A 15360-nucleotide genomic window follows, 5' to 3' on the forward strand; every position below is an offset into this window, starting at 1 on the left:
GATTTTGAGTTGTAGGGTTTAATTAAAGCAAAACGTAAAGTTTAATTATCAACTAAGACATTATCTTATTAACATTATTGTTATTTAATTGCTTGTAAGGGATGGAACCATTAATGAAAAAGCTTGCTTTAATTACAGGATCAAAAGGCGGTATCGGCTCAGCAATTTCCTCTAAATTAGTTGCAGACGGCTATCGTGTTATCGCGACTTATTTTACTGGAAATTACCAATGTGCCTTGGATTGGTTTAACGAAAAACAATTCACCGAAGATCAAGTGAGATTGTTTGAATTAGATGTTACCAATACTGCGGAATGTGCGCTGAGCTTAAGCAAGTTGTTAGAAGAAGAAGGCACGGTGGATGTGCTGGTCAATAACGCAGGTATTACACGTGATAGCGTCTTTAAAAAGATGGATGCCGAAGCGTGGAAAGATGTGATTGAAACGAACTTAAACAGTTTGTTCAACGTGACTCAACCTTTGTTCGCTCCTATGTGTGAAAAGGGTAACTGCCGTGTCATCAACATCTCTTCCGTCAATGGTCTTAAAGGTCAATTTGGACAGACTAACTACTCAGCAGCGAAAGCTGGAATGATTGGTTTTTCTAAAGCTTTGGCTGCAGAAGGCGCTCGTAGCGGCGTAACCGTGAACGTGATTGCCCCTGGCTACACAGCAACTCCTATGGTTGAGCAAATGAAGCCTGAAGTACTGGATTCAATCAAGAACCAAATTCCGATGAAACGCTTAGCAACACCTGTTGAAATTGCAGACGCAGTGGGCTTTTTAGCGAGTGAATCTGGCGCGTACATTACAGGCGAAACATTGTCTGTGAATGGCGGCTTGTACATGCAGTAATTGGCGAAACTGAAGGGGTTGGAATGATGGAAAAAGTATTTATTGTTACGGCTAAGCGCACTCCTATTGGTGCATTTACCGGGTCGCTAAAAAACGTATCTGCGGGTGAACTGGCTGGCGTTGCGATCAAAGGTGCACTTGAGTCTGTCGATCTTTCGTTAGATGCGATTGATGAAGTAATCGTCGGCAACGTGATTTCGGCAGGTCAAGGCATGGGGGTTGCTCGTCAGGCTTCCATCTATGCAGGGCTTCCTGAGGAAACACCAGCATACGGCGTGAACATGATTTGCGGCAGCGGAATGAAATCAGTGATGGACGCAGCGGCGCACATCAAAGCACAAGATGCTGAAGTGGTTATTGCTGCTGGCGTTGAAGTGATGTCACAAATTCCTTTTGTGGTACCAGCGAGCGTTCGTAATGGTCACAAAATGGGTGACATCTCAATGAAAGACTTACTGGTTGGTGATGGCTTAACCGATGCGTTTAATCACTACCACATGGGCATGACCGCTGAAAATATCGCGAACACGTTGAATATTTCGCGCCTAGCTCAAGATAACTATGCCTTAGAAAGCCAACAAAAAGCCGTTGCTGCGATTGAGGCGGGTAAGTTTAACGAGCAAATCGTGCCTGTAGAAGTTAAGCAGCGCAGACAAACCGTCACTTTTGATACCGATGAGTATCCGAAGTCAGACGCGACATTCGAAGGTCTGCAAAAGCTTCGTCCAGCTTTTGACCGTGAAGGGTCTGTTACGGCAGGTAACGCTTCGGGCATCAATGATGGCGCGAGTGCAATCATCTTAGCCTCAGAGAGTGCAGTAGCGAAATACGGACTGACACCACTGGTAGAGCTAACGAGCTACGCACAGTCTGGATTAGATCCAAAGATTATGGGTTTAGGCCCAGTAGAAGCCGTTTCTAAAACGCTTGATAAGGCGAATCTCACTCTAGAAGAAGTAGATTTGTTTGAATTGAATGAAGCGTTTGCAGCACAAGCTCTTGGCGTAATGTACCAATTGTCAGAGCAGCATGACTTACCGCTTGATGAGTTCAAGCCAAAGGTCAATGTGAATGGTGGTGCAATCGCGCTTGGCCATCCTTTAGGTGCTTCAGGCAATCGAATTATTGTTTCACTCATCCATGAAATGCTTGAACAGAAAACGACTTATGGCGTTGCTTCACTCTGTGTGGGTGGGGGAATGGGAACCGCTGTTTTGCTAAAAGGTATTGAAGGTTAGAGCCTGATATATCGGTAGCAAGCTTAAATATCGGATCAGCGTTTCAAAGCATCGCGAGTTAATCGATGAGCGTTGGCTGAAACGATAGTGACACAAATTTATTAAACTATGTATTCATCAGGAGTTACTTATGTACACGGATATTTTCAAAACAATTACTGACCAAACTGAAAAGCAATTTGAACCGTACTTAAAGTTCAACAAGTTGGTTGCAAAGAACGTCCAAACGATGACAGAACTGCAAATGAATGCAATGCAGACTTACACGAACATGGGTCTTGCGCAAATGAAAGCAGTGACTGAAATCAAAGACGTGACTAGCCTAACGGCGTTCAACAGTCAGCAACTAGCAGCGCTAACTCAATTGTCTCAACAGATGATGAGTGATAGCTCAAAAATGCAAGCTGCTGCAAAAGAGTTCAAAGAAGATGTTGAAACACTAACAACTGAAAACTTGAAAACAGTTACACCTGCATAAATAAAATCGCCATCGAGTCAGCACAGTGTTTACTGTGAGGCTCGGTGGCGATTTTCCGATTATTGGAGTCATGTTATGTTTCAACACTTCTTTTCGGACTACCTTGTTAAACTTCAACAAACAAACCAGCAATGGTGGGAAAACTTTGAACAAAACAAGGAAGCCGCGCAATCTCCCCTAAATCAAGCGATGCAAGAGTTGAATTTTGATGATGCGTCAAAAATCTTCGAGCAAGCCGCTAACCAACCCGCCGTTCTCCTTCAGTTACAATCCCAGTGGTGGGAACAGCAACTTAAGATTTGGCAAAATGCCGCACTGATGGGTAATACCGAAAGCGTCATTACTGAAGAGCGCAGTGATAAACGCTTTATTGATGAAGCGTGGAAAAATGACCCGTTTTACAGCTTTATCAAGCAGTCTTATTTGTTATTCAGCAAAAGCTATATAGACACCATTAATTCAATCGAAGGCATAGACGAGAAAACCAAGGAACGTGTGGCGTTCTTTTCACGTCAGGCTATCAATGCTCTTTCTCCTAGTAACTTCATTGCGACTAACCCAGAGTTGATGAAGCTAACGCTTGAGCGCAATGGTGAGAACTTGCTAGATGGGCTAGAGCAGCTACAAGCTGACGTTGAAGCGAGCGCGGATATCCTCAAGATCCGTATGACCAACAATAATGCCTTCCGATTAGGTGTTGATGTTGCGAACACGGAAGGTGATGTCGTTTTTCAAAATGATCTGTTCGAGCTTATTCAATACTACCCAAAAACACCTCAGGTGAACGCCACGCCTTTGTTGATCGTTCCTCCATTCATCAATAAGTACTACATTCTCGACCTTCGTGAAAAGAACTCAATGGTTCGTTGGTTGCTTGAGCAAGGGCACAGCGTCTTCATGATGTCTTGGCGCAACCCAGGTGAAGCGCAAAAAGACTTAGAGTTCGGTGACTATGTCACGGAAGGCGTAGCGAAAGCCGTGACGGCAATTGAAGATATCACGGGTAAAGAGCAAATCAATGCTGCAGGTTACTGCATTGGTGGTACTGTTCTCGCTTCAACGGTCGCTTACTATGCTGCTAAAAGAATGAAGAAACGCATTAAAACTGCGACCTTTTTTACGACTCTATTAGACTTCTCTCAGCCGGGAGAGGTTGGCGCATATATCAATGAAACGATCATTAACGCCATTGAGAAACAGAACGATGCTAAAGGATTCATGGATGGTCGTTCATTAAGCGTGACATTCAGTTTGCTTCGTGAAAACAGCCTGTACTGGAACTACTACATTGATAACTACCTAAAAGGCAGCAGCCCAATGGAGTTTGATCTGTTGTACTGGAACAGTGACAGCACTAACGTTGCTGCTAAATGCCATAATTTCTTGCTGCGTGAGCTTTACCTTGAGAATAAACTTGTTCAAGACAAAGGCGTGAAAGTAGGCGGTGTCTGGATTGATCTCAATAAGATAAAAATACCAAGCTACTTCATTTCAGCGAAAGAAGATCATATCGCGCTTTGGCAGGGGACTTACCGTGGTGCCTTGAATACCGGTGGCAACAAGACGTTCGTGCTTGGTGAATCTGGTCATATCGCGGGTATTGTTAACCATCCAGATAAGAAGAAGTACGGGTTCTGGCTGAATGACAACCTAGACGACTCGGCGGATGAGTGGCTAACTAATGCGACTCATAATGAGGGGTCTTGGTGGACACACTGGAATCAGTGGCTACAAGGTTTTGAAACTGACGAAAAAATCGAACCTTTCAATCAAGGCTCAGAGCTTAATCCTGTGATTGGCAAAGCGCCAGGCAACTATGTAAAACAGGTGCTGCCGATTGTCGATCAAGAGCAGGTTGATAAAGAGACCGCAGAGAAAGAAGCGCCAGAAAACGAAGCTTAGGGCGTTAAGTCACATTCAATTATAAAGATACACAACGTCAGATAATAAAAAAGCCACTGAAATCAGTGGCTTTTTCGTATCAACTCATATCAGAATTATCTGGTAGAAGTTGATGGAATCTCGATTGTTAATCGATTTCTTTGTCTTTACCCATAGATAAAATCCAAAGAGATACGGCTGCAACACCTGCAAAGCCACCAAGAATGATAACTGGCATAGCGCTGTAACCTAGGATGTGCCAAATTATGCTTTCTAAAGTACTCATTCAATCGCTCCTTATTGCCAGCCTTCAACGCCGTGCATGTCTGGTAGTTTGTGTGCAATACCTTTGTGACAGTCTACACACGTTTTTTCACCAGAAGCTAGCGCAGTCGAGTGTTGTTTCGCACTACGGGGGCTCTGCTCTGAGAAGTCCATGTAATCAAACTGGTGACAGTTACGACACTCAAGTGAATCGTTCTTCTTCAAACGAGCCCATTCGCGCTCAGCTAAGTGATGACGACGCTCTTTGAATTTCTCAGGCGTATCAATTGTCTTAGCAATAAAGTGAGCGTATAGCTCTTTTGATGCTTGAACTTTACGAACGATTTTATCAGTCCACTCATGCGGTACGTGACAGTCTGAACAGATTGCACGAACACCAGAACGGTTAGAGTAGTGAATTGTCTCTTGGATTTCAGCAACGATAGGTGCGTGACAGCCAGAACAGAATTCTTCCGTGTTGGTTGCCTCCATACCCGTGTTGAATGCACCCCAGAACAAAAGACCACCCGAGAAACCCAAGAACAAAACAACGCCTACGGCTGCTTTGCTTGGTGTCGCAAGTCTTTTCCAAAACGCTTTTAATAATTTCATATAATAGCCTCTCTACAATACGGCTAAGATTAGCGTAGTGAGTCAACAGGTTTGAACTCGTTCTCTACTAATGGTTTCGCATTAGCTTGAGGAACGTGACACTGCAGACAGAAGTAACGACGAGGTGAAACGTCAGCAAGTACTGCATCTTCACGGTTCATGTAGTGAGTAACACTAATTTTTGTCGCACCCATCTCTTTCGCATTTTTCCAGCTGTGGCAAGACAGACATTTGTTTGCGTTCAGAGAGACTTCGTAGCTACGGATATTGTGAGGTACCAATGGTGGCTGGTATACGTAATCGCTCTCAAGCACTTGGTCGCGAGGGTACTTTTTGAAGTCGTCAGCTGCTCGTGTTGCTTCAAGCTCACTTACACCACGTAAAGACTCTACGCCACCAATGCCGCCAGGGTTATCCAGCTCAGCTTGAGCTACGCTAGCTAGCAAAAGACCGGCTGATAGTAGGGCAGTAATCAGTTTTTTCATGTTAATTTCTCCGCCTAAAGGCTAATTCTTTGAGAGGACTACTTCTTCAAAAGGATGAAAAAGTAGTCGCAATATTAAATACTTAAGATCGTTTCTCTAAGCCTAGGGCTTAAGCAACTTTAGTGATCTTAACTGGACACTTCTTGTAGTCTGTCTGTTTAGACAGAGGATCCGTTGCATCCAAGATCAACTTGTTGATCAGAATTCTTGCATCAAAGAATGGTACGAATACCAAGCCCTGTGGTGGACGGTTACGGCCGCGAGTTTCAACACGCACACGAACTTCACCACGTTTGTTTTCGATAAGAACTTCATCACCACGGCGAAGACCACGAGCTTTAGCATCAGCAGGGTGGATGTAACAAAGTGCATCCGGTACTGCTTTGTAAAGTTCTGGTACACGACGAGTCATAGTACCTGTGTGCCAGTGCTCAAGAACACGACCTGTACATAGCCACATATCGTATTCATCGTTTGGTACTTCAGGTGGCGCTTCGTATGGTGCATTGATGATCAGTGCTTTACCATCTGGTTTGCCGTAGAAGTCCCAATCAGAACCTTTCTTAGCATATGGATCTGAACCTTCTTTAAAGCGCCATAGTGTCTCTTTACCGTCAACAACAGGCCAACGTAGACCACGAACTTGGTGGTAGCGATCGTATGGTGCTAAATCGTGACCGTGGCCGCGACCAAAGGCTGCGTATTCTTCGAATAGACCTTTTTGAACGTAGAAACCTTGAGCTTGTGCATCGTCGTTAAGCTCTTGAGCTTCAGACAGTGGGAATGCATCAACGTTGCCGTTTTTGTAAAGCACGTCGTACATGGTTTTGCCACGGTACTCAGGCATTTTCGCAACCAGTTCTTCACCCCAAACTTCTTCAATAGTGAAGCGCTTAGAGAATTCCATGATTTGCCATAGGTCAGACTTAGCTTCACCTACAGTTTTCACTTGTTGGTACCATGCTTGTGTACGACGCTCTGCGTTACCGTAAGCGCCTTCTTTCTCAATCCACATTGCTGTTGGAAGGATGAGGTCAGCCGCTTGAGCTGTTGCTGTTGGGTACGGGTCAGAACATACAATGAAGTTATCTGGGTTACGGTAACCTGGCAGACGTTCAGTGTTGATGTTTGGACCCGCTTGCATGTTGTTGTTACACATTACCCAGTAAGCGTTGATTTTACCGTCTTTCAACATACGGTCTTGAAGAACAGCGTGAGCGCCGGGTACCGGTGGAATGGTGCCTTCTGGAAGTTTCCAGATATCTTCTGCAATTTTACGGTGTTTAGGGTTAGCAACCACCATATCGGCAGGTAAACGGTGAGCGAATGTACCAACTTCACGCGCTGTACCACACGCTGACGGTTGGCCAGTTAGTGAGAATGGGCTGTTACCTGGAGTAGAAATCTTACCTGTAAGAAGGTGGATGTTGTACACAAGGCTGTTCATCCATACGCCACGAGTATGTTGGTTCATACCCATAGTCCAAAGTGACATTACTTTGATGTTTGGATCGGCATATTGCTTAGCCAGCTTGATAAGGTCTTCTTGAGATACACCTGACATTTCAGACGCTTTCTCAACTGTGTATTCAGCAACAGACGCTTTGTAGTCTTCGAAAGAGATAGCAGTCATTTCGCCTGAGTTAGGGTTTGCGGCTGCTTTCTGTAGTGGATCATCGTCACGCAGACCGTAACCGATGTCTGTCGTTGCTTGCTTGAAGTTCGTGTGCTTGTTCACGAAGTCCCAGTTAACGGCATCGTTTTGAATGATGTAGTTAGCAATGAAGTTAGCAATTGCTAGATCTGATTGAGGTTCGAAGATGTAACCCGTGTCTGCAAGCTCGAAAGAACGGTGGTAGTAAGTAGACAGTACGTTTACTTTAACGTGTGGGTGGCTTAGACGACGGTCTGTAATACGAGTCCATAGTACTGGGTGCATTTCTGCCATGTTTGAACCCCACAGTACGAATGCGTCTGCGTGTTCAAAGTCATCGTAACAACCCATTGGCTCATCAATACCGAAAGTGCGCATGAAGCCTACTACAGCAGAAGCCATACAGTGACGAGCGTTTGGATCTATGTTGTTTGAACGGAAACCCGCTTTCATCATCTTAACGGCTGCGTAGCCTTCCATTACTGTCCATTGGCCTGAACCGAACATACCAACACCTGTTGGACCGTTCTTCTTCAGTGAAGCTTTCCATTTCTCAGCCATCACGTCGAACGCTTTGTCCCAAGATACGGGTGCGAAATCACCATCTTTATGGAACTCACCATCTTTCATACGAAGAAGAGGTTGTTCTAGACGGTCTTTGCCGTACATGATTTTTGAAAGGAAGTAGCCTTTGATACAGTTAAGGCCTTTGTTTACAGGAGCTTCTGGATCGCCTTGAGTCGCAACCACTTTACCGTTTTGAGTACCTACTAGTACTGAACAGCCCGTACCACAAAAACGACAAGGCGCTTTATCCCACGTGATTTTTGTTTGATCAGAGCTAGCAATCAGGTTGGTTGCTGTTGCCGGTAGAGTTACACCTGCAACGGCTGCCGCTGATGCAGCTGCGTTTGCTTTCACAAACGCACGTCTTGTCATTTTCATACTTCACCCTCAAGTTGAGAATTGTTACTTCCAGTTTCTAAATCCGTTTCGTCGAGTCCAGTTTCGATTTGGTGATAAACCAAAGCTGTCCCCAAAACGTTCTTAATGTTGTTTATTGCTTCGATGGTGTCCGTTACAAAACCTTGGTTTTCAGTTTCTAGGACCACGATGATTTTGCCTTCAGGGCTATCTCCGTAGATTTCAGCGTTATCGAATTGATCGATCTCCGCTTTGATCTCATTTAGATGCTCAGGGCTCACATGCACGACTAAACTTGATATATGCACTTCATTTAGTGCCATAAATTGCTCTCGTTATTTTTGTTTTATGCATTACTCACAAGAATAGCCGAAGTAGGGCAAATTGCTACGCAGGCCCCACAACCGCTACACTCATCTAACTCGATTTTTGGTAGAGCAACACTGCCTGCTCTAAGTTCAAATTGAATGGCCATAGGTTCACACATGTCACCACAGCTTCGGCATTCAACATTTTGTTGCGCTAAACACTTATCAGAGATTTGTGCTTTTGCTTGCCAAGGCTCTCCTTGCTTTGGCTTAAAAATGGGTTCGGGACAAACATCTGCACATTGATAGCAGAACGTACACTCATCAATAGAGAAATCTACAGTGGGAAAACCACCATCGCCTACAATGATTATCTTAGTCTCACAACTCTCGATGCATTTACCGCAGCGAGTACAGTCATCTGTAAAGCTTTCTAGGCTGTCAATCCAAGGCAAACGAATCTGGCTTGAGTCAACTTTTCGTCTAGAAAAAAGACGGCGTTTTGATAGATCTACCACTAGATACCTATAGATGTTACTAAGATGTTGTAATTGTAGGTCATTATTCTATTAATATCTTGTAATGAGTCCTCACAAGTAGTGTAGTTTTAGAAACAATTGTATAAATACCCCCTAAGGGCTAATTGGGGGCATATATTGTCTTAGATCAATAAATTACGGAGCGAGTGATCACATATTGAATGGAGCTATGATTTTTGATGTGTGACAATACGATATCGCTGGCAAGTCATTTATCAATAGGAAGGCACTTTTGCTTATAAAACCGGTTTCATCTGTAACAAGTACGATAGCAAAATCTTTGCTCTCTATACTGCTGTTGTCGGTTGCTACGACTGGCTTTGCCATCTTTACTTTGGCTTCAAGTTTGAATGATGCGGAAGCGGTTAACGTGGCCGGTTCAATGCGAATGCAAAGCTACCGTTTAGCCCATGATATTCAAATAGAATCTGTCGATTATGAATCTCATATTCGTGAATTCGAAAGTTCTCTTTACTCGCCATCCATGACCAATTTGGTCAGTTGGAATGTTCCGACAGACATCACAGAAGATTACTATTTAATTATCGGCCGTTGGCATGAGCTAAAACAGGTCTTGAACAGCGAAGAGCGCGATCACTATCTCGTGTTGGTTGAAAACTTCGTGGCTGAAATCGATGGCTTCGTTTATAAGCTGCAAGAGTTCTCTGAAGACAAGTTAATAAAGTTAGCGTGGGCTGGTGGTATCGGCCTTGGTGGGATTCTGGTCATATCTCTTTTTGTTGTTCACTTTGTACGTAAACAGGTTGTTAAACCGCTACATGCTCTTGTCGGTGCGAGCCAAAGAATCAAAAACAGCGACTTCGAGGTAGAACTCAAGGTGACCAGTAACAACGAAATGGGCATTTTGACCAAAACCTTCAACTCGATGGCCAAAGATTTAGGCGTGCTTTATCGAAACCTTGAAGATGTGGTGGATGCAAAGACGATTGAGCTGCAAAATGCGAACCAGTCGCTGCAGGCACTTTATAACTCGTCACAAGAGCTCACGGTGACGCGTATTGCTCCTGAAAACTTCCGAGCTATCTTGCAGCATCTCGTGAGCTTGGAAGGGATTGGATCACTGAGGCTCGAGATTGTCGATAACTCAGGCCGTTCATTGATTATGGATGAAGGTTACGATTCGAATTTAGACTACGAAAAGTTTGAGATGAAACTCGACGATAACGAACTTATTCTCGGCTATTTATACTGTTCATATCACCACGGGCACTCAACTAAAGCTCTGATCGAAAGCTTCATTCAACTGCTATCGAGAGCGATCTACTACAATCGTGCTCAAAAGAAAGCTGAACAGCTTATTATCATGGAAGAGCGTGCCACGATTGCACGTGAACTCCACGATTCATTGGCTCAATCACTGTCGTACTTGAAAATTCAAGTTACACTATTAAAGCGTGTGATTGGCAAACTGCCAGAGCAACAGCACCGAGAGCAATCTGAACAAATCGCGTCTGAGATCGGAAACGGCTTAGCCGACGCTTATACCCAGTTAAGAGAGCTACTCACCACATTTAGGTTGACCATTAAAGAGGGCAACTTTGGAGACGCCTTAAGTACCATGCTTGAGGCGCTCAGCGAGAGAACCGATGCGAAGATTAACCTCACTAATAATCTCTCATCGATCGAGCTTGATGCGCATAGTCAGGTTCACTTGCTTCAATTGATTCGTGAAGCAACAATAAATGCAATAAAACACGCCAATGCCGACTTGATAGATGTATGCTGTATCGATGAGGACGGTGAAGTATTAGTCGTGATAAAAGATAATGGAGATGGCTTTGACTCAAGTAGTTCCAAGGTGAACCACTACGGGATGAGCATTATGCAGGAGCGTGCGGCAAGACTGAATGGCGACTTGACGATTGAAGCGGCGCAAGGTGAAGGCTGTACAGTCATATTGAAATATAAAAGTTTGAAGGAAGTTAAAGTTGACGATTTGTAAAGTAATGCTGGTTGATGATCATCCATTGATGCGCAGAGGTATAAGCCAATTACTGAGCTTTGAAGACGAATTCGAAGTGATTGCAGAAGCAAGTAACGGCACTGAAGCGGTTGCTCTTGCTCATGAAGAAGAACCTGATTTGATCCTTTTGGATCTCAATATGAAGGGCATGTCTGGTTTAGATACCTTGAAAGCACTTCGCACTGACGGTTCTAGCGCAAACATTGTTATTCTAACGGTTTCTGATAGCCCTGCAGACATTGAAGCGATTGTAAAAGCAGGCGCTGATGGCTACTTGTTGAAAGACACTGAACCCGATGAGTTAATTGAACTGCTTAAGCAAGCACACAGCGGTGACAAGGCTTACAGCAGTGTGGTTGCTCGTTACCTAAATGATGCTGGAAGCCGCAATGATATCTTCGAACAACTGACTGAACGTGAAATGCAGATCCTTCAAGAAGTCGCGAAAGGTTACCGTAATAAGCAGATCGCCGATCACCTGTTTATTTCTGAATCGACAGTTAAGGTACATATGAAAAGCTTGTTGAAAAAGCTGCAAGTGCCTTCCCGTACCGCTGCAACGGTTCTGTATCTAGAACGCTATGGTGAAATGAAGTAGGGCTTGTTCCTTTGAGATAACACTATTTCAAGCCTGACTGTTTATACATTTTGTACATGTCTCGATAGTTTTAACGATGTTGAGAAAGTGACATTAAAAAAGGCGCTGAACTTATTAAGTTCAGCGTCTTTTTGTTTACGCATTTTATATTCAGTATTGATGTTCGTTTGTTCTTCGTTCTTTGAGATTAGAAACTTAAGGCTTACGCCGACATTGGAACCAATACAAGCGTACCGAAGATAACCGTGATAAGACCACAGATTACCGGTACAGACGTACGTTTTACGACTTCAAATGGGCTGATTTTACCCATACCAGAAGTCGCTACGATTACGCCAGATACTGGGGAAATTGTACGACCTAGGTTCGATGCTTGAAGCATTGGGATGATTAGGAACGCAGGGTTCAAGCCCATTTTCGCAGCAAGTGACGGAGCCAGTTCTACGAATGCATAGAATGGCGCGTTACCAGAACCTGTCGCGATAGCAGCAGCAACTGTTAGACCAGTCAGGATAAGCATTAATGCGATACCGCCAGCGCCAGCTGATTCAGCAAGGCCGATTAGGTTATCAATTGCACCGATAGACATTAGGCCCTGAGCAAATACACCCGCCGCAACCAACAGCATTACTACGCCTTTAAATGCTTCGGCCATACCTTGGTAGCAAGAATCTAGGTCTTCTAGTGTTTTTTCGCCGTCAAACTTCTTCACAACGTAATCGATAACAGCGCCCACGAAAATTGAACCTACTACGATGGTGTAGATATCAAGTGAAAGGCCCGGAATGGTACGACCGTTGAATAGAAATACTCCAAAAATAGGTAAGAATGGAAGAGCAGCATAAAAAGCCGGCGCATTCGTTTCAATTTCTGAAACGTCTACTTTTTCCATTGGCGTGTTTTCTTTCTTATCTAGGTATTTGTTCCAGAAGAAAGCCGCACCCGCCATCACGATGATCGCACAGATAGAAACAGGCAGTACCGTTTGAACAGCAAACACATCAAGAGACATACCTGATTTTTCTGCTGCGATAACCACATCACCCGACGTTGGTGAAAGAATGATTGCTGCAGGTGATGCACAAACCGCCACCGCTGCTGGACGAGAAATACCCATTGCCGTCATCATTGGGAATAGGGTCGCCATCAATAGCACGCCAAGGCCTGTTGCAGAACTTACTGCTAGAGACATTAGACACGCTACGATGTAAGCCGCAACAAGAAGTACGTATGGAGATTTGATAGCAGCAAGCGGTTTAGAGAATTGTTTTACTACCACATTGTTTGCGCCGATATGCGTCATGTAAGAAGCAAAGCCACAAAGAAGCATGATTTGCATGCCTAGGCCGCCTCCACGGTACTGAAGCATGTACTTAACGAATTCTAGTGAGTCGGTAACCATGTTACCTGTTGAAGCGACCTTAGCGGGTAAGACTGTGTGACCTATAAGGCCAGTAATAAGAAGTAGGGCAAGGCCAGCTGTCAGTAATACACCTGCCGCTTTATAGCCTTTCACAATAAAGTAACCAACAGCGATAGTAATCACTAATCCGATCAAGAGCTCTAACATAGAAATCTCCACAAAGTTTAAAAAAATATAAGAAAGTGTTTCAGAATATGACAATGAATGTACAGAAAACTGCACTGTGGCACGAGGCATAGTTGAGGTTGATATGATCTAAGACAAACATTTTCTTTGATGTTAATTGTGGTTGTAAATCATGAACAACTACTGTTGTTTAGATGTTAATAAACAAATTTTGTGGCTTGTTAGAATATAACTTGGATCACCTTTGGTTGTTCTATTTGCATATGGTGTTGTTTTATAAATCGCGAGTATTTTTGTACTTTGGAAGGAAACGTGTAACGAAGTGGGTATTTATCGGAGTAAAGAGGTGAGAATCTTAGCTTTTAAGCTTACTTACATTTAAAGATTACTTATGTTTAACGCCTACTTACTTCCCATAAGTAAGCGCTAAAACACAAGTTATAATAAGGCGATTCTTCAGCTTCTTCGTTTAACTCAGAACCTTCATTTAATACGACTTCGTCCTCGAGTACCACTTCTTCAACTTCTTCTGCGAATAGGGGCATAGAGAAAGCGATTAGAACTAAAGGTAGCTTTGGTAGGAATCGTGTGTATGAAATTGTATTTGCTAATGGGTGCGATGTTCGTGAGATAGTGTGTTTCGACATAATGGTTTTGTATATAAAGTGATTTAACACGACGAACTAAGTGTTAGTCTGATGAGTAGACAGTGATCGAAGCGAACCGTTGGCATTGCAGGCGCAGGTTCCATGGCAATCGACTCCCAATTTACTTTTGGTGTCGGAATGGTATGGACGGATTGGATTAAGTGGAGGTGCTGATTGAATAAGCTTACTTCACTAACCGCGTTCTCAAGTTGTTTGGTATTCATCTACATTCCTGTCGACGGTTGTTCTTGTCATTTGGCGCCTAGTTTATGGTCAAAGCGCGAGAACAGTATTTAAATGAATGTGAATGATCTTTCGTGAGGTTACTTGATATTGGTTTAGGAATATTTTGGGGAGAAAGCTAGGTTTATGATTGAAATAACAGCACAGAAACACAGAGAACAAGGCGCTCTCTGTGCTGGTTAATTTGCTATTATAGAAACTCGCTGATGGGTATTATCTTTGGCGTTTTGCGACCAAAGTAAATCGGTAATCGTTAGATGTGAAGTAGTTTCGGCTGTATTCAAATACCGTGTTATTGGCGAGGTAACCGCGAGTACGTTTTTCAATGATAGGCTGAGCTGGGTCAATACCTAACTGTTTAGCAACGTCTTCAGGCGGAAGAATCGGTACCAATTCCTGCTCACTTCTATCAATCACCATGCCTTTGGTGTTCTCAATAAAGTCGTACTTTGATGTCTGCATCACTTGATAGGTGAGATCTGGGAATAGGGCAACAGGTAACCAAGTTTCTTCAACCGTGATTGGATTGTTGTCTATGAAGCGAACACGCTTTACGTAGAAAACTAATTCGCCTTCTTTAATATCTAAATGTTCAGACATCGCCAAAGAACAGGGCTTCATTTCAAAGGCTAGAACATCACTGTGTGTAACCACATCCAAATGCGCCCACTTTTCTTGAAAGCTCGACTGTTTGTAGATGTCGTAATTGATCTTGTTCTCTTTGACGTAAGTACCGCTGCCTTGAACGCTTTCAAGCTCATCGTTTTCGATCAGTAGTTTCAGTGCTTGCCTAACCGTTACGCGGCTTACCGAGAATACTTCACGCAATTGCGCTTCCGTTGGGAGTGCTTCTCCAACTTTATATTCTCCAGAACTGATCTTTTCTCTTATTGCATCGGCGATTTGGCGATACATAGGGAGTCTTGCCATTTTTGCCTCATTTGTGCGCTAGGACAACTAGACTTTGATTAACAACCTGTACCTTAAATACGTAAATTTGCTCTATATAAGCTTTGCTTTAAAGGTTAGTGTGAGCATCGTATCGGCGTTTTGTAGTACATATAATACAAATTAAACGATACATAACAAGCTTTCTTAAAGG

16 protein-coding genes are annotated in these 15360 nt (G+C 43.6%); 6 read left to right on the forward strand and 10 right to left on the reverse strand.

Features of this window, described 5'->3' with window-relative positions; genetic code table 11:
• Positions 1-113 precede the first annotated feature (113 nt).
• The 4 genes from AB4512_RS17800 (at position 114) to phaC (ending at position 4472) form a co-directional block, all read left to right on the forward strand.
• Positions 114-854: an SDR family oxidoreductase gene (locus AB4512_RS17800; protein ID WP_017062618.1), complete on the forward strand. Its 741-nt coding sequence runs from the start codon at positions 114-116 to the stop codon at positions 852-854.
• A 26-nt stretch (positions 855-880) separates the two neighbouring features.
• The gene (locus tag AB4512_RS17805) at positions 881-2092 is read left to right on the forward strand and encodes an acetyl-CoA C-acetyltransferase (RefSeq protein ID WP_372175286.1); all 1212 of its coding nucleotides are present in this window, start codon (positions 881-883) and stop codon (positions 2090-2092) included.
• Between the two features lie 130 nt (positions 2093-2222).
• A complete protein-coding gene (locus AB4512_RS17810) occupies positions 2223-2570 on the forward strand; it encodes a phasin family protein (RefSeq protein ID WP_017062616.1) in 348 nt (115 codons plus the stop codon).
• A 75-nt stretch (positions 2571-2645) separates the two neighbouring features.
• The gene (phaC, locus tag AB4512_RS17815) at positions 2646-4472 is read left to right on the forward strand and encodes a class I poly(R)-hydroxyalkanoic acid synthase (protein WP_017072236.1); all 1827 of its coding nucleotides are present in this window, start codon (positions 2646-2648) and stop codon (positions 4470-4472) included.
• Positions 4473-4599: 127 nt separating this feature from the next.
• Here phaC and AB4512_RS17820 read toward each other — a convergent pair whose 3' ends face one another.
• The 6 genes from AB4512_RS17820 to napF form a co-directional block, all read right to left on the reverse strand.
• Positions 4600-4737 carry a TIGR02808 family protein gene (locus AB4512_RS17820; protein WP_017069145.1) on the reverse strand — a complete coding sequence of 46 codons (138 nt, stop codon included), beginning with the start codon at positions 4735-4737 and terminating at the stop codon, positions 4600-4602.
• Positions 4738-4748: 11 nt separating this feature from the next.
• Entirely contained in the window at positions 4749-5327 is a 579-nt protein-coding gene (locus AB4512_RS17825; RefSeq protein ID WP_017069144.1) for a NapC/NirT family cytochrome c, read from the reverse strand.
• A gap of 29 nt (positions 5328-5356) precedes the next feature.
• Positions 5357-5812, reverse strand: a complete 456-nt coding sequence (locus AB4512_RS17830) for a nitrate reductase cytochrome c-type subunit (protein ID WP_372175280.1) — start codon at positions 5810-5812, stop codon at positions 5357-5359.
• A gap of 109 nt (positions 5813-5921) precedes the next feature.
• A complete protein-coding gene (napA, locus tag AB4512_RS17835) occupies positions 5922-8411 on the reverse strand; it encodes a periplasmic nitrate reductase subunit alpha (RefSeq protein ID WP_102320774.1) in 2490 nt (829 codons plus the stop codon).
• Positions 8408-8713 carry a chaperone NapD gene (locus AB4512_RS17840; protein WP_017062612.1) on the reverse strand — a complete coding sequence of 102 codons (306 nt, stop codon included), beginning with the start codon at positions 8711-8713 and terminating at the stop codon, positions 8408-8410. The genes napA and AB4512_RS17840 overlap by 4 nt, the downstream gene beginning before the upstream one ends.
• Before the next feature lie 23 nt (positions 8714-8736).
• Positions 8737-9216 carry a ferredoxin-type protein NapF gene (napF, locus tag AB4512_RS17845; RefSeq protein ID WP_017062611.1) on the reverse strand — a complete coding sequence of 160 codons (480 nt, stop codon included), beginning with the start codon at positions 9214-9216 and terminating at the stop codon, positions 8737-8739.
• Between the two features lie 253 nt (positions 9217-9469).
• Between napF and narQ the strand changes: the two genes are divergently transcribed.
• Together narQ and AB4512_RS17855 are read left to right on the forward strand one after the other, a co-directional pair.
• Positions 9470-11200, forward strand: coding sequence for a nitrate/nitrite two-component system sensor histidine kinase NarQ (narQ, locus tag AB4512_RS17850; protein ID WP_017062610.1), 1731 nt, complete (start codon positions 9470-9472; stop codon positions 11198-11200).
• Positions 11187-11819 (forward strand): response regulator, encoded by a 633-nt coding sequence (locus tag AB4512_RS17855; RefSeq protein ID WP_017062609.1) that lies wholly within the window; start codon positions 11187-11189, stop codon positions 11817-11819. The genes narQ and AB4512_RS17855 overlap by 14 nt, the downstream gene beginning before the upstream one ends.
• A gap of 202 nt (positions 11820-12021) precedes the next feature.
• Here AB4512_RS17855 and dcuC read toward each other — a convergent pair whose 3' ends face one another.
• From dcuC to AB4512_RS17875, 4 genes are all read right to left on the reverse strand, one after another.
• Positions 12022-13389 carry an anaerobic C4-dicarboxylate transporter DcuC gene (dcuC, locus tag AB4512_RS17860; protein WP_065584770.1) on the reverse strand — a complete coding sequence of 456 codons (1368 nt, stop codon included), beginning with the start codon at positions 13387-13389 and terminating at the stop codon, positions 12022-12024.
• 374 nt (positions 13390-13763) lie between these two features.
• Complete coding sequence (locus AB4512_RS17865) at positions 13764-14015, reverse strand: hypothetical protein (protein WP_133151380.1); 252 nt, start codon at positions 14013-14015, stop codon at positions 13764-13766.
• Between the two features lie 23 nt (positions 14016-14038).
• Complete coding sequence (locus tag AB4512_RS17870; RefSeq protein WP_372175287.1) at positions 14039-14239, reverse strand: hypothetical protein; 201 nt, start codon at positions 14237-14239, stop codon at positions 14039-14041.
• Positions 14240-14471: 232 nt separating this feature from the next.
• On the reverse strand, positions 14472-15188 hold the full coding sequence (locus AB4512_RS17875; protein WP_076646792.1) for a GntR family transcriptional regulator: 717 nt from the start codon (positions 15186-15188) through the stop codon (positions 14472-14474).
• Between the last annotated feature and the right edge of the window lie 172 nt (positions 15189-15360).

The organism is Vibrio sp. 10N.222.52.B7, from assembly GCF_041474275.1.
GTDB lineage: Bacteria > Pseudomonadota > Gammaproteobacteria > Enterobacterales > Vibrionaceae > Vibrio > Vibrio crassostreae_C.